The following is a 16700-nucleotide window of genomic DNA, read 5'->3' on the forward strand; positions in this document are numbered from 1 at the left end:
TTCCCCTCCCCGACGCTCTCCCCATCTCCCGGGCGACCGGCGGCGGGACGGCACACGAGCGCGCCGTCCCGCCGCGTCCCACTCAGTGCTGCTCCGGCAGCCGCCCCGTCTGCACCAGCGGCGTCCCGCGCCGGCGCGACGCGAAGTAGCCGCGCCCCGGCGGCATCGCGTGGCCCCGAACCGAGCCGATCAGCTCACCCTCGGAGGGATCACCCGCCAGCACCACACCCTGCGCGCCGAGCTCCTTGATGCGCTGCATGAAGCCCTCGTACATGGCCCTGGACGCACCGGCCGAGTTGCGCGCGATGATGAAACGCACCCCGGTGTCCCGCGCGAACGGCAGGTACTCCGCGAGCGGGGCCAGCGGATTGCCCGCGTTCGTCGCGACCAGGTCGTAGTCGTCGACGACGATGAAGATCTGCGGCCCCGACCACCAGCTCCGGTCACGCAGCTGCTGCGGCGTCACGTCCGTCGGCGGCTGCCGGCGCGAGAACACCCCCGCGAGCGCCTCCATGTGCATCTGCATGGCACTCGCCATCGGCGCGTACTCCAGCAGATGGGACTCCGGCAGCGCACCCAGCAGGGCACGCCGGTAGTCGCCGACGACGAGCTTCGCCTCGTCGGGGGAGTAGCGCTCCGCGATCTGCTTGGCGATCAGCCGCAGCAGGTTGGTCTTGCCGGACTCGCTCTCACCGAAGATCAGGAAGAACGGATCGGTCTCGAAGTCGACGAACACCGGCTCCAGGGAGGTCTCGTCGATACCGATCGCGATGCCCCGCTCGGGGAACTCGAAGCCCTTGGGCAGCTGGTCGGCCGGGAGCTTGCGCGGCAGCAGCCGGACGGACGGCGCCGAGGGCCCCGCCCAGTTCGACCTGACGGCCGACACGAAGGCGGCGGTGCCCTCGGACAGGTCGTCCCCGCTGCTGACGGAGTCGATCCGCGGCAGGGCGCCCATGAAGTGCAGCTTCTGCGGGACCTGGCCACGGCCGGGCACCCCCGCGGGCACGTTCGCCGCGACCTTCCGGTCGAACTCCGAGTCCATGACGTCACCGAGCCGCAGTTCGAGGCGCCCGAGGATCTGGTCCTTCAGCGCCGCCCGCACCTCCATGTAACGGGCCGCGGTGATCACCACGTGGACGCCGTACCCGAGACCGCGGGCGGCGATCTCCGTGACGACCTGCTCCAGCCCCTCGTACTCGGAGCGGAAGCCGCCCCAGCCGTCGATGACCAGGAACACGTCGCCCCAGGCCTCGCCCGGCAGTTCGCCCTGGGCGCGCTTGCGCCGGTAGGTGGCGATGGAGTCGATGGAGTGCGCGCGGAAGAACTCCTCGCGCCGGTTCAGCACCCCGCCGACCTCCGCGACCGTCCGCCGCACCCGCTCGGGGTCCAGCCGTGAGGCCATGCCGCCCACGTGCGGCAGCTCCGCCAGCGAGACGAGACCGCCACCGCCGAAGTCCAGCCCGTAGAACTGCACCTCGTGGGGCGTGTGCGTGAGCGCGAACGAAGAGATCAGCGCCCGCACCATCGTCGACTTGCCGGACTGCGGACCACCCACGACCAGCATGTGACCGGCTGCTCCGGAGAAGTCCCGGTACAGCACCTCACGCCGCTGCTCGAACGGCTTGTCGATCAGCCCGAGCGGGACGGTCAGTCCACCGGGCCGGGTGTACTCGGTCGCCGTGAACCCGCGCTCCGCGGTCGGCGCGAGGCCCGGCAGCAACTGGTCGAGCGTCGGCGCCCGGTCGAGCGGCGGCAGCCACACCTGGTGGGCCGGCACCCCCTGCCCCTCCAGCCGGCGCACGATCACGTCGAGCACCGTGTCGGCCAGCGCCTCGTCCTCCGCGGCCGCCCGGGCCGCGAGGTGCGCCGGATCCGGCGCCGCGTACACCACCGGCACCGCGGTGGCGCTGAAGACCACGGGCCGCCGCTCGATCGGCAGCTGCCCCACCGACAGGTCGGGCCCGCCCGTCCGGTAGGTCCCCGAGACGTACGCCGCCTTGAAGCGGGTCATCTCGTCCGTACCGAACTTCAGGTAGCCCGAACCCGGCACCGACGGGAGGTGGTACGCGTCCGGCACACCCAGCGCCGTGCGCGACTCGGCCGCGGAGAAGGTCCGCAGACCCACCCGGTAGGAGAGGTACGTGTCCAGGCCCCGCAGCTTGCCCTCCTCCAGGCGCTGCGACGCCAGCAGGAGATGCACACCCAGCGAACGGCCGATGCGGCCGATCTGGATGAACATGTCGATGAAGTCCGGCTTGGCCGTCAGGAGTTCGGAGAACTCGTCGATGACCAGCACCAGCGACGCCAGCGGCTCCAGCGCGGCACCCGCCGCCCGGGCCTTCTCGTAGTCGTGGATGTTGGCGTAGTTGCCCGCCGAACGCAGCAGCTCCTGGCGGCGCTGCAGCTCACCGCGGATCGCGTCGCCCATGCGGTCGACGAGGGTGAGGTCGTCCGCGAGGTTGGTGATGACCGCCGCCACGTGCGGCATGTGGGACATCCCGGCGAACGTGGCACCGCCCTTGAAGTCGGCGAGCACGAAGTTCAGCGTCTCCGAGGAGTGCGTGACCGCCAGTCCCAGCACCAGCGTCCGCAGGAGCTCCGACTTCCCGGAACCCGTCGCGCCCACGCACAGCCCGTGCGGGCCCATGCCGTCCTGCGCCGCCTCCTTGAGGTCGAGCATCACCGGCCGGCCGTCCTCGCCCACACCGATCGGCACCCGCAGCCGCTCCGAGACCGACCGGGGGCGCCAGGTGCGCGCCACGTCGACCGACGCCGCGTCGCCGAGCCCCAGCAGATCGGTGAAGTCCAGGTCGGCCAGCAGCGGTTCGTCGTCGTCACCGCCGCCCGTACGCAGGGGCGCCAGCTGACGCGCCAGCGCCTCCGCGGCCTCCGGGGACATGGCGTCGGGCACACCCTCGTACGCCAGTCCCGCGCCCGACTCCAGCCGCAGCAGCCCCGGCCGCACCACCACCGACAGGCCGCCGCGCGGCTCGTCGAGCTCGCCCGGCACCACCTCGACGATCGTCACACCCTGGAGGCCCTCCGCCGCCGCGAACAGCGAGTCCGGCGGCACCATCCCGCCGTCCAGCACCACCACGATGTGCGGCTGGTCCAGCACCGGCCGGCTGTCCCGGCCGAAGCGCGGCCGCCCGTCGAGCCGGGTCGCCAGCAAGGTCTCCAGCTCACCGAGGTCGTCGCCGAACAGACGCTTCGTGCCGGCACCGTCGACCTGCCCGGGGACCTGCGTGTGCGGCAGCCACTTCGTCCAGTCCCAGCGCGACACCGCCCCCGGCGCCGCCACCACGGCGACCAGCAGATCCTCGGGGGAGTGCAGCGTCACCAGCTGCGCCACCAGCGAGCGCGCCGTGGACTGCGCCGACTCCGGCCGGCCGGACACCGTCACGTGGTAGAAGGCCCGCATCGAGACCGCCATCGGCAGCCCGTCCAGGGAGCCGTGCACCGCGAGGAACTGCTGCATCGCTCCCGCGCACATCGGCTCCAGCTCGTCCACCGGAGCGGTGTCCGGGGCGATCAGCGGGGTCGACAGCTGCTGCGCGCCCAGCCCCACCCGCACCTGCGCGAAGTCGTTGTCGCCGACCCGGCGTTCCCAGACCCGGCTCCCCTCGGCCACCACCGACCACAACTGCTCCGGCGCCGGGTGCAGATACAACTGGACATCGCGCTGGGCACGGGCCGTCCTGCGCACCGTACGGCGCGTCTGCGCCAGGTATTTCAGGTAGTCACGCCGGACATCGCCCATTTGCCCCTGCGTACCGCGGCGGTGCCGGACGAGCTGCGCGACCACCATGCCGACGGTGGACACCAGCATCAGGACGCCCATGATCCGCATGAACGGAGGCGCCTGCGGCGAGAAGAAGAAGACCACCGACGACCCCATGCCGAGCACCGGCAGGATCTGCATCAGCATGCCCTCCTGCTGACCGCGGGGCAGCTCGGGAGGGGCCTCCAACAGCAACTCATCGGCGGGCACTTCCGGCGGCAGTGACCGCGGAGGCCGTTTCACGACGATCTGGCTCACCGGAACATCAATCCCTCGGTACGGACGGGCGGAAGGCCGGTTCGTCCGCACCGACGCCCCCGTGGCTGCGATTGCTGCGGACTTCGATCCGCGCGACCGTGATCCTACGTGCAGCCCCCGTTCCACCCTCCCGGTAGGGTGGCGCGCGCACTGTGCGCAACCGCGAATCAGGGGGACCAGACACGTGAGTACGACCGCAGCGACGGGTTTCTGCCGCGTCACTGTCGTGGCGCCCGACAGCCGGATCGACGTAGCCCTCCCGGAGGACATCGCCGTCGCCGACGTCTACCCCGAGATCCTGCGTCTCACGGGCCAGACCCAGGCCGCCGGCACACCCACCGGCTACCACCTGGTGCGCCGCGACGGCACCGTCCTGGACGGCGCACGCAGCCTCTCCGCGCAGCAGGTGCTCGACGGCGAACTCCTCAGCCTGCGGCCCTTCGCCCAGTCGCTGCCGCCCGCCGTCTTCGACGACGTCTCCGACGCCGTCGCCTCGGCCGTCACCCGCGACCGCCACCTGTGGAGCGACGAACTCCTGCGCGCCGCCGGGCTGGTGGGCGGAGTGCTGCTGCTCGTCCTGATGGGCTTCGTGCTCTGGTTCGCCGACCCCGTACGGCACGACATGCACAGCCTGCCCGGCATCATCGCCGGCTCCGCCGGCCTGCTGCTGACCGCCTTCGCCGGGGTGCGCGCCCGCGTGTACGCGGACCGGGCCACCGCCGTCGCCCTCGGGCTCGGCGCCCTGCCGCTCGTCCTCATCGCGGGCTCCGGCGTCATCGGGCCGGACGCCGGCCAGGGCCCCGGCCGCCTCCAGTTCCTCCTCGGCTGCGTCGCCGTGCTGCTCGCCTCGGTCGTCCTGGTCGCCCTCACCCCGAGCGGCGACGCACCCTTCGTCGCGGCCACCTTCCTCGCCACGGTGGGCACCCTCGCCACCTTCGCCGCCATCCTCACCGAGGCCACGGCCACCGAGACCGCGGCCGTCTGCGCCCCCGTGGCCCTCGGCCTGGTCGCCTTCCTGCCCGGCCTCTCCGCGCGCTTCGCCCGGCTGCCCATCGGCTACGCCTCCCCGCGCGCCGCGTCGGCCGGCTACGACGACGCCACCTTCGGCGAGCCGGGCGCCACCCCGGGGGCGGAGGGCGAACCCGTCGACGCCGACCGCATCGCCGCCCAGGCCCGCCGCGGCCACGAGATGCTGCTCGGCCTCGTCGGCGGCTGCTCCGCGGTGCTCGTGGGGTCCGCCGCCGTCCTCGGCTTCTCCGACAACATCTGGGGCCAGGTGCTGGCGCTGGCCGCCGGACTCGCGATGCTGCTGCGCGCCCGCCTCTTCCGCTACTCCTCCCAGGTCGCCTGCGTCCTGGTGGCCGGCATCGGCGCGATCGCCCTGCTCGTGCTCGGCCTGTCGCTCAACCCGCCGGCCGACCTGCTGTACGACCTGGTGCGCTACGGGGACCGCGGATCCCTGGACATCCGCACCATCTGGCTCTCGGCGGCGGTCGCGGCGGGCGCCGCCCTGCTCACCGCGGTCGGGCTGATCATCCCGCGCAAGGGCCTCTCCCCTTTCTGGGGCCGGCTCCTCGACCTCACGGAGAGCGCTCTGCTGCTCTCCCTGGTCCCGCTCTGCCTGGCCGTGCTCGACATCTTCATGCGGGCCCGCGCCATGACCAGCTGACACCGGTCGGAGGCCGCCCGAACGGGCTGGTACTCTGACTGGCGGCCGTTTGTGTACGCGTCCCCGGATCATCCTGGGGGCTGCGCTCATCGGACCTTCGTCCCCGAGTCACGGAAGCTCCCCTGAGATCAAGACCAGGGGCACTCGTGGGCGCATCGAACACTCAGAGGAGTACGCGTGCCGCTCGACGCCGCTACGAAGAAGCAGATCATGTCCGAGTTCGCCCAGAAGGAGGGTGACACCGGATCCCCCGAGGTCCAGGTCGCCATGCTCTCCCGCCGGATCTCGGACCTGACGGAGCACCTCAAGACGCACAAGCACGACCACCACTCCCGTCGTGGTCTGCTGATCCTGGTCGGCCAGCGTCGCCGCCTCCTTCAGTACCTCGCCAAGAAGGACATCCAGCGCTTCCGTGCGCTCGTCGACCGCCTCGGCATCCGCCGCGGTGCGGCCGGCGGCGCCAAGTAAGCACGCTGTGCGAGGGAGCGGTTCCCGGTTCCACGGGGCCGCTCCCTTTGCTGTACGTGCGTGACCCGGGTTCCGCTCAGTAACCTGGACGCACGACACACGAACGAGGAGAGGCGCCCCACGGCCGCCGCCGGTCCTCGGTAGTGGCCCCCGGGACAAAGCCCGGGTGCTTCGATCGAAGACCGGCCCGCACACACGGTGCGCTTCTCCGCACCGTCCTCCGCCACACGGGCGGCAGGACGAAAGACGACGAGTATGGAGAAATCACTAGTGGAGAACGAGACCCACTACGCCGAAGCCGTGATCGACAACGGCACCTTCGGCACCCGCACCATCCGCTTCGAGACGGGCCGCCTGGCCAAGCAGGCCGCCGGCTCCGCCGTCGCGTACCTGGACGACGACACCATGGTGCTGTCGGCCACCACCGCTTCCAAGCGGCCCAAGGACCAGCTCGACTTCTTCCCCCTCACGGTGGACGTCGAGGAGCGGCAGTACGCGGCCGGCAAGATCCCCGGCTCCTTCTTCCGCCGTGAGGGCCGGCCCTCCGAGGACGCGATCCTCACCTGCCGCCTGATCGACCGCCCGCTGCGCCCCTCCTTCAAGAAGGGCCTGCGCAACGAGATCCAGATCGTCGAGACGATCATGGCGCTCAACCCCGACCACCTGTACGACGTGGTCGCGATCAACGCCGCGTCCGCCTCCACCATCCTGGCGGGCCTGCCCTTCTCCGGCCCGATCGGCGCCACCCGCGTCGCCCTGATCAAGGGCCAGTGGGTCGCCTTCCCGACGCACACCGAGCTCGAGGACGCCGTCTTCGACATGGTCGTCGCCGGCCGCGTCCTCGAGGACGGCGACGTCGCGATCATGATGGTCGAGGCCGAGGCCACCGAGAAGACCATCCAGCTCGTCAAGGACGGCGCCGAGGCCCCGACCGAAGAGGTCGTCGCCGCCGGTCTCGAGGCCGCGAAGCCCTTCATCAAGGCGCTCTGCAAGGCCCAGTCCGACCTCGCCTCCAAGGCCGCCAAGCCCACCGGCGAGTTCCCGGTCTTCCTCGACTACCAGGACGACGTCCTGGAGGCGCTCACCTCCGCCGTCAGCACCGAGCTCGCCAAGGCGCTCACCATCGCCGGCAAGCAGGAGCGCGAGGCGGAGCTGGACCGCATCAAGGAGATCGCCGGCGAGAAGCTTCTCCCGGCCTTCGAGGGCCGCGAGAAGGAGATCTCCGGTGCCTACCGCGCGCTGACCAAGAAGCTGGTCCGCGAGCGCGTCATCAAGGACAAGGTCCGCATCGACGGCCGTGGCGTCACGGACATCCGTACGCTCGCCGCCGAGGTCGAGGCCATCCCGCGCGTGCACGGCTCGGCGCTGTTCGAGCGTGGCGAAACCCAGATCCTGGGCGTCACCACCCTCAACATGCTCCGCATGGAGCAGCAGCTGGACACCCTCTCCCCGGTGACCCGCAAGCGCTACATGCACAACTACAACTTCCCGCCGTACTCCGTCGGCGAGACCGGCCGCGTGGGCTCGCCCAAGCGCCGCGAGATCGGCCACGGAGCGCTCGCCGAGCGCGCCATCGTGCCGGTCCTGCCCTCGCGCGAGGAGTTCCCCTACGCGATCCGCCAGGTCTCCGAGGCGCTGGGCTCCAACGGCTCGACGTCCATGGGCTCGGTCTGCGCCTCCACCATGTCGCTGCTGAACGCCGGTGTGCCCCTCAAGGCCGCCGTCGCCGGTATCGCCATGGGCCTGATCTCCCAGGAGATCGACGGCAAGACGCACTACGTCGCCCTCACCGACATCCTCGGTGCGGAGGACGCCTTCGGCGACATGGACTTCAAGGTCGCCGGTACGAAGCAGTTCGTGACCGCGCTCCAGCTCGACACCAAGCTCGACGGCATCCCCGCCTCGGTCCTGGCCGCCGCGCTGAAGCAGGCCCGTGACGCGCGTCTGCACATCCTGGACGTCATGAACGAGGCCATCGACGTCCCGGACGAGATGTCCCCGAACGCCCCCCGGATCATCACCGTCAAGATCCCGGTGGACAAGATCGGTGAGGTCATCGGCCCCAAGGGCAAGATGATCAACCAGATCCAGGAGGACACCGGCGCCGACATCACGATCGAGGACGACGGCACCATCTACATCGGTGCCCAGCAGGGCTCGCAGGCCGAGGCCGCCCGCGCCACGATCAACGCGATCGCCAACCCGACCATGCCGGAGGTCGGCGAGCGCTACCTGGGTACGGTCGTCAAGACCACCACCTTCGGTGCGTTCGTCTCCCTCATGCCCGGCAAGGACGGTCTGCTGCACATCTCGCAGATCCGCAAGCTCGCCGGTGGCAAGCGCGTGGAGAACGTCGAGGACGTGCTCGCCGTCGGCGCCAAGGTCCAGGTCGAGATCGCCGAGATCGACTCCCGCGGCAAGCTCTCCCTGATCCCCGTGATCGAGGGCGAAGAGGCCGACGAGACGAAGGACGACGCCTCCCAGTGACGTCCCGTAGTTCCGTGACGACGGCCCGCCCCTCCTCCGAGGGGCGGGCCGTCGCCCGTACCCAAACGCTCCTCAAGGGCACCGACGGCGTCGGCACCGTCCGCCGCACCGTCCTCCCCGGCGGCCTGCGCGTCGTCACCGAGACCCTGCCCTCCGTCCGCTCCGCCACCTTCGGTATCTGGGCCAACGTCGGGTCACGCGACGAGACGCCCACCCTCAACGGCGCGACGCACTACCTCGAACACCTCCTCTTCAAGGGCACCGCGAAGCGCAGCGCCCTGGACATCTCGTCCGCGATCGACGCGGTCGGCGGCGAGATGAACGCCTTCACGGCGAAGGAGTACACCTGCTACTACGCGCGGGTCCTGGACACCGACCTGCCGCTGGCCATCGACGTCGTCTGCGACATGCTGACCGGCTCGCTCATCGCCACCGAGGACGTCGACGCCGAGCGCGGCGTCATCCTCGAGGAGATCGCGATGACGGAGGACGACCCGGGCGACTGCGTGCACGACCTGTTCGCGCACACGATGCTCGGCGACACCCCGCTGGGCCGCCCGGTCCTCGGCACCGTCGACACGATCAACGCCCTGAACCGCGGCCAGATCGCCCGCTTCTACAGGAAGCACTACGACCCCACGCACCTCGTCGTCGCCGCCGCCGGCAACGTCGACCACGCCACGGTCGTACGCCAGGTCCGCAGGGCCTTCGAGCGGGCGGGCGCCCTGACCCGCACCGACGCGGCGCCCACGGCGCCGCGCGGGGGCTCCCGCACCCTGCGCACCGCGGGCCGGGTCGAACTGCTGAACCGCAGGACCGAGCAGGCGCACGTCGTCCTCGGCATGCCCGGGCTCGCCAGGACCGACGAGCGCCGCTGGGCACTCGGGATCCTGAACACCGCGCTCGGCGGCGGCATGAGCTCCCGCCTCTTCCAGGAGGTACGGGAGAAGCGCGGCCTCGCCTACAGCGTGTACTCGTACACCTCCGGCTTCGCCGACTGCGGGCTCTTCGGCGTCTACGCGGGCTGCCGGCCCAGCCAGGTGCACGACGTCCTCAAGATCTGCCGGGACGAGCTCGACCGGGTGGCGAGCGACGGCCTCGGTGACGAGGAGATCGCCCGCGCCGTCGGCCAGCTCGCCGGGTCGACCGTCCTCGGCCTGGAGGACACCGGCGCGCTGATGAACCGCATCGGCAAGAGCGAGCTGTGCTGGGGCGAGCAGATGTCGGTCGACGACATGCTGGCGAGTATCGCGGCGGTCACCCCCGACGAGGTCCGCGCGGTGGCGGCCGACGTCCTCGGGCACCGGCCCTCGCTCTCCGTCATCGGCCCTCTGAAGGACAAGCAGGCGGACCGCCTCCACGAAGCGGTCTCCTAACCTCCCCGTAAGGAAGCAGAGCACATGAGCAAGCTGCGCGTGGCCGTCCTCGGCGCCCACGGACGCATCGGGTCCGAAGCGGTGCGAGCCGTCGAGGCCGCCGACGACATGGAGCTGGTGGCCGCCCTGGGCCGGGGCGACGGGCTGGAGGCCCTGACGGACTCCGGCACCCAGGCCGTCGTCGAGCTCACCACCCCGGCGTCGGTGATGGAGAATCTCGACTTCTGCGTCCGCCACGGCATCCACGCCGTCGTCGGCACCACGGGCTGGACCGACGAACGGCTCGCGCGGCTGGACACCTGGCTCGCGGCCTCCCCGGAGACGGGCGTCCTCATCGCACCGAACTTCTCCATCGGCGCGGTGCTCACCATGAAGTTCGCGGAGCGGGCCGCCCGCTACTTCGAGTCCGTCGAGGTGATCGAGCTCCACCACCCGAACAAGACGGACGCGCCCTCCGGCACCGCCACCCGCACCGCCCAGCTGATCGCCGCGGCCCGGGAGGAGGCCGGCTGCCCCCCGCAGCCGGACGCCACGGCCACCGGGCCGGACGGCGCCCGCGGCGCGGACATCGCGGGTGTCCCGGTCCACTCCGTCCGGCTCCGCGGCCTCCTCGCCCACCAGGAGGTCCTGCTGGGCGGCGAGGGCGAGACCCTCACTATCCGCCACGACTCCCTGCACCACAGCAGCTTCATGCCGGGCATCCTGCTCGGCGTGCGCCGCGTGGTGACCACTCCCGGCCTCACCTTCGGCCTGGAACACTTCCTCGACCTGAACTGACTGGGCCCCACCCCATGCGCGCAAAGCTCACGTACGCGGTCACGGCCGCCGTCCTGGTCTTCTACTTCGTCCTGGCCGGCAGCCGCGGCGTCCTGCTCATCCGGCACGGCACGCTGCTGACGGTCACGTTCGGTGTCGCGGTGCTGATCCTGCCGGTGATCGGCGTCTGGTTCCTGTGGAAGAACACCCAGTTCGTCCGCAGGGCCAACGCCCTGGCGGCGGAGCTGGACGCGGAGGGCGGCCTGCCCGTCGACGAACTGATGCGTACGCCGTCCGGACGCATCGACCGCGACTCCGCCGACGCCGTGTTCGCCCGGCGCCGCGAGGAGGCCGAGGACGCCCCGGACGACTGGCGCTGCTGGTTCAGGCTGGCCGTCGCCTACCAGGACGCCAGGGACACCCCACGGGCCCGTAAGGCGATGCAGCGGGCCATCGCCCTGCACGCGGACAGGCCGGTACGCGCCTGAACCGCGCCGTACCGGCCTGTCCCGGGGGCCCTGTGCCGGGGAGCACACCGGCGGCCCGCTCCCTGTCCGGGGGGCGGGCCGTTCGTGTCAGCCGGTGAGGTACTGCTCGCCCCAGGCCTCGATGGTGTCGGCGGCGCGCTCGAAGGCCTCCGCGCGAGCCAGGAAGTCGGCGTTGTGGTCCGTCACCAGCGGCGCCAGCGGTTCGCCACCGCGCCGCACCACCACGAGGGCCTGCCCCTGGACGGTGCGGGGGAGGCCGAGCCACCGGACCGGCTGCTGGACCGTGCGGACCGACGCGGCCCGCTCCCACGGCACGGTCGACGTACGGAAGAAGCCCACCCGGCGGACACCGTGCCGGCTGACCCAGGCGCCCACGCGCAGCAGCCGCAGCGCGCAGGCGATCGTCAGACCGGCGACCACGAGGCACGCGCTCGCCCCGGACAGCGATCCGGCGAGCGAGATGATCATCGCCGCGAGCAGGACGAAGGACGCCAGCAGCAGCAGGGCGGCGGCCGCCACGACCCGCCAGGGGCCGGGGCGGTAAGGCCGCCGCCAGCTGTCGTGGTCGTCGAACGGCAGCGCGATGTCCTCCGCGCCCGCGTCGAATGCGCGGTCGGCCGTCAGGAAGGGCAGGGGCACGACTGATCCTCACTCACAAGCACGCTCGATTGCTGTGCCCGGTGAGGCTACCGAGCAGCCCCCGGGGCGACCACCCCAGGGGCCCGTACGGCTCAGCGGTGCTGGGACGCCTCGGACGTCTGGCCGTGCGAGGACCCCGTGTCGGTGTCCAGGGCCGGAATCCCGAAGAGCAGCGCGCCGGCGAAACCGGCGAGCAGGGTGAGACCCACGAGGGTGCGCCCGGCCAGCTCGGAGACGCTGGCCCGCGCGCGGGGAGGCGGAGTGACATTGCTGCGGAACCGGTCGGCCTCGGCGACGAACGAGAACGGGACGGATTCACGCCGGCGGAACATGAGGAAGCTCTCCTTGAACTCTGGGACGGGTACTGCTATCGAGTCAGACGTACGAACGGCCCGATCGGTGCCCCGAATCGCCGATCGGTCCGAGAATTTCCCGCCGACGGAGGCTTCCCTCCCGGGCCCGTAGAGTGGACGCCGCACGAGCGACGCCATTGGAAGGACCCCCGCCGGTGATCGAAACCCCCGAGCCCACGAAGGCCCACTTCCGCAGCGATGTCACCGTTGACCTGGTGAAATCGGCTGCGACCGACTCCGACGTGCTCTTCGCGGCCCGCGTGTCGACGGCCGGTGAGCAGTCCCTGGAGGAGGTCACGAAGGATCCCGAGCGCTCGAAGGGGCTCATCAACTACTTGATGCGCGACAGGCACGGGAGCCCGTTCGAGCACAACTCGATGACCTTCTTCATCAGCGCCCCGATCTTCGTGTTCCGCGAGTTCATGCGGCACCGCGTGGGCTGGTCGTACAACGAGGAATCGGGCCGTTACAGGGAGCTCGAGCCGGTCTTCTACGTCCCCGGGGAGTCGCGCAAGCTCATCCAGCAGGGCCGCCCGGGCAAGTACGAGTTCGTCGAGGGGACCCCGGAGCAGCACGCGCTCACCAGCCGCGCCATGGAGGCCTCCTACCGGCAGGCGTACGACGCCTACCAGGAGATGCTGGCGGCCGGCGTCGCCCGGGAGGTCGCCCGCGCGGTCCTCCCCGTCGGCCTGTTCTCCACCATGTACGCCACGTGCAACGCCCGGTCGCTGATGCACTTCCTCGGTCTGCGCACCCAGCACGAGCTGGCGAAGGTCCCGTCCTTCCCGCAGCGCGAGATCGAAATGGTCGGCGAACAGATGGAGCAGCACTGGCAGAGGCTGATGCCGCTCACTCATGCCGCCTTCAACCGAAACGGTCGGGTAGCCCCGTAGGCGGTGTCCGTATTGCGGCGGTTCGAGAAGTTCATCTAGGCTGATCAAACGGACCCGGCACTGCTTGAACCCCCGAGCAGGCAGTGCCGGGCTCCTCTTCCCCGTCCCCCCGAGGGGACCGGGCGCTCCGAGCAACGAGTAGCGTGTTACCCATGGCTCCGATCTCCACTCCGCAGACCCCCTTCGGGCGGGTCCTCACCGCTATGGTCACGCCCTTCACGGCGGACGGCGCTCTCGACCTCGACGGTGCCCAGCGGCTCGCCGCCCACCTGGTGGACGCAGGCAACGACGGCCTGATCGTCAACGGCACCACCGGCGAGTCGCCGACCACCAGCGACGCGGAGAAAGACCAGCTCGTACGGGCTGTCCTCGAAGCCGTCGGAGACCGGGCCCATGTCGTGGCCGGTGTCGGGACCAACGACACCCGGCACAGCATCGAGCTGGCCCGCACCGCCGAGCGCACCGGGGCCCACGGCCTCCTCGCGGTCACGCCGTACTACAACAAGCCACCGCAAGAGGGTCTGCTGCGGCACTTCGGCGCCATCGCGGACTCCACCGGCCTACCGGTCATGCTGTACGACATTCCCGGCCGCAGCGGTGTGCCGATCGACACGGAGACGCTCGTGCGGCTCGCCGAGCACCCCCGGATCGTCGCCAACAAGGACGCCAAGGGAGACCTGGGCCGGGCCAGCTGGGCCATCGCTCAGTCCGGTCTCGCCTGGTACTCCGGTGACGACATGCTGAACCTCCCGCTGCTGTCGGTGGGCGCCGTCGGTTTCGTCTCGGTCGTCGGCCACGTCGTGACCCCAGAACTGCGCGCGCTCCTGGAGGCGCACCTCGGTGGCGACGTGCAGAAGGCCACCGAGATCCACCAGAAGCTGCTCCCGGTCTTCACCGGGATGTTCCGCACCCAGGGCGTGATCACCACGAAGGCCGCGCTCACCCTGCAGGGACTGCCCGCGGGGCCGCTGCGGCTGCCGATGGTGGAGCTCAGCGCCCAGGAGACGGCCCAGCTCAAGATCGATCTCGCCGCGGGCGGGGTACAGCTGTAATCACGGACTTCACAACTGAATACGCGGGGAGACTCGCGACGGAAACACCACCTGACAACAGCAAGTGCACGAATGACATGCGCGCCACGTGCCCTCAGCGGTACGTGGCGCGCGTGGTAAGGAGAGTCTTTTGAGTCATCCACATCCCGAACTCGGTACCCCGCCGAAGCTTCCGAAGGGCGGCCTGCGGGTCACCCCGCTCGGCGGCCTGGGCGAGATCGGCCGCAACATGACGGTCTTCGAGTACGGCGGCCGCCTGCTCATCGTCGACTGCGGTGTGCTCTTCCCCGAGGAGGAGCAGCCCGGTATCGACCTGATCCTTCCGGACTTCACCACGATCCGGGACCGCCTGGACGACGTCGAGGGCATCGTCCTCACGCACGGCCACGAGGACCACATCGGCGGCGTCCCGTACCTGCTCCGCCTGAAGCCGGACATCCCCCTGATCGGCTCCAAGCTGACCCTGGCACTCATCGAGGCCAAGCTCCAGGAGCACCGCATCCGCCCCTACACCCTCGAGGTGATCGAGGGGCAGCGGGAGCGCATCGGCGTCTTCGACTGCGAGTTCATCGCGGTCAACCACTCCATCCCGGACGCCCTCGCGGTCGCCATCCGCACCCCCGCGGGTCTGGCCGTCGCGACCGGCGACTTCAAGATGGACCAGCTCCCGCTGGACGGGCGGCTCACCGACCTGCACGCCTTCGCCCGGCTGAGCGAGGAGGGCATCGACCTGTTGCTCTCCGACTCGACGAACGCCGAGGTCCCCGGCTTCGTCCCGCCGGAGAAGGACATCTCCAACGTCCTGCGCACGGTCTTCGCCAACGCCCAGAAGCGCATCATCGTGGCGAGCTTCGCCAGCCACGTGCACCGCATCCAGCAGATCCTGGACGCCGCCCACGAGTACGGCCGCAGGGTCGCCTTCGTCGGGCGCTCCATGGTCCGCAACATGGGTATCGCGCGGGACCTGGGTTACCTGAAGGTGCCCGCCGGCCTGGTCGTCGACGTGAAGACGCTCGACGACCTGCCCGACGACGAGGTCGTCCTGGTCTGCACGGGGTCCCAGGGCGAGCCGATGGCCGCCCTCTCCCGCATGGCCAACCGCGACCACCAGATCCGGATCGTGCCGGGTGACACCGTGATCCTCGCGTCCTCGCTGATCCCGGGCAACGAGAACGCGGTCTACCGCGTGATCAACGGCCTCACCCGGTGGGGCGCGAACGTCGTCCACAAGGGCAACGCCAAGGTGCACGTCTCGGGCCACGCGTCGGCCGGCGAGCTGCTGTACTTCTACAACATCTGCAAGCCGAAGAACCTGATGCCGGTCCACGGCGAATGGCGCCACCTCAGGGCGAACGCCGAGCTCGGCGCCCTGACCGGCGTACCGAAGGACCACATCGTCATCGCCGAGGACGGCGTCGTCGTGGACCTCGTCGACGGCAAGGCCAAGATCGTCGGCAAGGTGCAGGCGGGATACGTGTACGTCGACGGCCTCTCGGTCGGGGACGTCACGGAGACCTCGCTCAAGGACCGCCGCATCCTCGGCGACGAGGGCATCATCTCGGTCTTCATCGTGGTCGACAGCTCCTCCGGCAAGATCGTGGGCGGTCCGCACATCCAGGCCCGCGGTTCGGGCATCGACGACGGCGCGTTCACCGCGGTCGTGCCGAAGGTCGAGGAAGCGATCAACAAGTCCGCCCAGGACGGGGTGATGGAGCCGCACCAGCTCCAGCAGCTGATCCGGCGCACGGTGGGCAAGTGGGTCTCCGACACCTACCGCCGGCGCCCGATGATCCTTCCGGTGGTCGTCGAGGTCTGACCCCGGCAGCGTCCACCTGGAGCGGGGCTCCCCGATTTGCATCGGGGAGCCCCGCTCCAGTACGTTTACGTCTCCGCCTGAACGGGAAGCAGCGCGCGCACATGTGCGACGCGAGCGACTCGGCAGGGGGAGGAATTCCGGCTCAGAATCTCTGATAATGTCGGATCCGCCGAAAGGCAGCCGAAAGGCAAAGGCCCTCCGCAGGCCGCTGGATATCGAATTCGGACCGGAAACGGGACGGAATCGGTCTGGTAGAGTCGGACTCGCCGGAAAGGGAAACGCGAAAGCGAAGAACTGGAAAGCGAAACAGCAGGAACCCGCTTCGGCCGGGAATCGGACACGAAAGAGTCTGATAGAGTCGGAAACGCAAGAACGAAGGGAAGCGCCCGGAGGGCCCCGGTGAAACGGGACCGAAGGAAGCGTCCGTTCCTTGAGAACTCAACAGCGTGCCAAAAGTCAACGCCAGATATGTTGATACCCCGGCCTGCTTCGGCAGGTTGGTGGTTCCTTTGAAAAAGTCCTGCCGGCCTTTATTGGTCCGGTGGGCAACAACAGCGAGGACGCTGTGAACAACCGTTCTTATTCCGATCGGTTGTTCCGCTCTCGTGTTGTGATCCCGATTACGGGAAAACATTCACGGAGAGTTTGATCCTGGCTCAGGACG

General features: G+C 70.1%; 12 protein-coding genes. 9 read left to right on the forward strand and 3 right to left on the reverse strand.

Going from position 1 to position 16700, the window contains the following annotated elements; translation table 11 throughout:
* Positions 1 to 82: 82 nt before the first annotated feature.
* Positions 83 to 4039 carry a type VII secretion protein EccCa gene (gene eccCa / locus ABZ371_RS15965; RefSeq protein WP_358679178.1) on the reverse strand — a complete coding sequence of 1319 codons (3957 nt, stop codon included), beginning with the start codon at positions 4037 to 4039 and terminating at the stop codon, positions 83 to 85.
* Between the two features lie 184 nt (positions 4040 to 4223).
* Between eccCa and eccD the strand changes: the two genes are divergently transcribed.
* From eccD to ABZ371_RS15995, 6 genes are all read left to right on the forward strand, one after another.
* On the forward strand, positions 4224 to 5708 hold the full coding sequence (gene eccD / locus ABZ371_RS15970; protein WP_358679181.1) for a type VII secretion integral membrane protein EccD: 1485 nt from the start codon (positions 4224 to 4226) through the stop codon (positions 5706 to 5708).
* 177 nt (positions 5709 to 5885) lie between these two features.
* The gene (gene rpsO / locus ABZ371_RS15975) at positions 5886 to 6176 is read left to right on the forward strand and encodes a 30S ribosomal protein S15 (protein WP_003965855.1); all 291 of its coding nucleotides are present in this window, start codon (positions 5886 to 5888) and stop codon (positions 6174 to 6176) included.
* 270 nt (positions 6177 to 6446) lie between these two features.
* On the forward strand, positions 6447 to 8663 hold the full coding sequence (locus ABZ371_RS15980) for a polyribonucleotide nucleotidyltransferase (protein WP_358679209.1): 2217 nt from the start codon (positions 6447 to 6449) through the stop codon (positions 8661 to 8663).
* Positions 8660 to 10039: a pitrilysin family protein gene (locus tag ABZ371_RS15985; RefSeq protein WP_358679186.1), complete on the forward strand. Its 1380-nt coding sequence runs from the start codon at positions 8660 to 8662 to the stop codon at positions 10037 to 10039. The genes ABZ371_RS15980 and ABZ371_RS15985 overlap by 4 nt, the downstream gene beginning before the upstream one ends.
* A gap of 24 nt (positions 10040 to 10063) precedes the next feature.
* On the forward strand, positions 10064 to 10816 hold the full coding sequence (dapB, locus tag ABZ371_RS15990; RefSeq protein WP_358679188.1) for a 4-hydroxy-tetrahydrodipicolinate reductase: 753 nt from the start codon (positions 10064 to 10066) through the stop codon (positions 10814 to 10816).
* A 14-nt stretch (positions 10817 to 10830) separates the two neighbouring features.
* Complete coding sequence (locus ABZ371_RS15995; RefSeq protein ID WP_358679191.1) at positions 10831 to 11283, forward strand: hypothetical protein; 453 nt, start codon at positions 10831 to 10833, stop codon at positions 11281 to 11283.
* 87 nt (positions 11284 to 11370) lie between these two features.
* On the opposite strand, the gene ABZ371_RS16000 is transcribed toward ABZ371_RS15995, so the two are convergent.
* On the reverse strand, positions 11371 to 11922 hold the full coding sequence (locus ABZ371_RS16000; RefSeq protein WP_358679194.1) for a hypothetical protein: 552 nt from the start codon (positions 11920 to 11922) through the stop codon (positions 11371 to 11373).
* A 92-nt stretch (positions 11923 to 12014) separates the two neighbouring features.
* Positions 12015 to 12254: a hypothetical protein gene (locus ABZ371_RS16005; RefSeq protein WP_358679197.1), complete on the reverse strand. Its 240-nt coding sequence runs from the start codon at positions 12252 to 12254 to the stop codon at positions 12015 to 12017.
* Between the two features lie 176 nt (positions 12255 to 12430).
* Between ABZ371_RS16005 and thyX the strand changes: the two genes are divergently transcribed.
* From thyX to ABZ371_RS16020, 3 genes are all read left to right on the forward strand, one after another.
* On the forward strand, positions 12431 to 13168 hold the full coding sequence (thyX, locus tag ABZ371_RS16010) for an FAD-dependent thymidylate synthase (protein WP_358679200.1): 738 nt from the start codon (positions 12431 to 12433) through the stop codon (positions 13166 to 13168).
* Positions 13169 to 13320: 152 nt separating this feature from the next.
* Positions 13321 to 14220, forward strand: a complete 900-nt coding sequence (gene dapA / locus ABZ371_RS16015; protein WP_358679203.1) for a 4-hydroxy-tetrahydrodipicolinate synthase — start codon at positions 13321 to 13323, stop codon at positions 14218 to 14220.
* A 130-nt stretch (positions 14221 to 14350) separates the two neighbouring features.
* Positions 14351 to 16036, forward strand: a complete 1686-nt coding sequence (locus ABZ371_RS16020; RefSeq protein ID WP_358679206.1) for a ribonuclease J — start codon at positions 14351 to 14353, stop codon at positions 16034 to 16036.
* The last annotated feature ends 664 nt before the right edge of the window (positions 16037 to 16700 follow it).

This window comes from Streptomyces sp. NPDC005899 (genome assembly GCF_040629645.1).
In the GTDB taxonomy this organism is placed as follows: Bacteria; Actinomycetota; Actinomycetes; order Streptomycetales; family Streptomycetaceae; genus Streptomyces.

What these genes read in the sequence shown, in the direction of transcription:
- dapB (WP_358679188.1), top strand. Translation starts at nt 10,064, where the DNA reads ATGAGCAAGCTGCGCGTGGCCGTCCTCGGCGCCCACGGACGCATCGGG.
- ABZ371_RS15995 (WP_358679191.1), top strand. Translation starts at nt 10,831, where the DNA reads ATGCGCGCAAAGCTCACGTACGCGGTCACGGCCGCCGTCCTGGTCTTC.
- ABZ371_RS16005 (WP_358679197.1), bottom strand. Translation starts at nt 12,254, where the DNA reads ATGTTCCGCCGGCGTGAATCCGTCCCGTTCTCGTTCGTCGCCGAGGCC.
- dapA (WP_358679203.1), top strand. Translation starts at nt 13,321, where the DNA reads ATGGCTCCGATCTCCACTCCGCAGACCCCCTTCGGGCGGGTCCTCACC.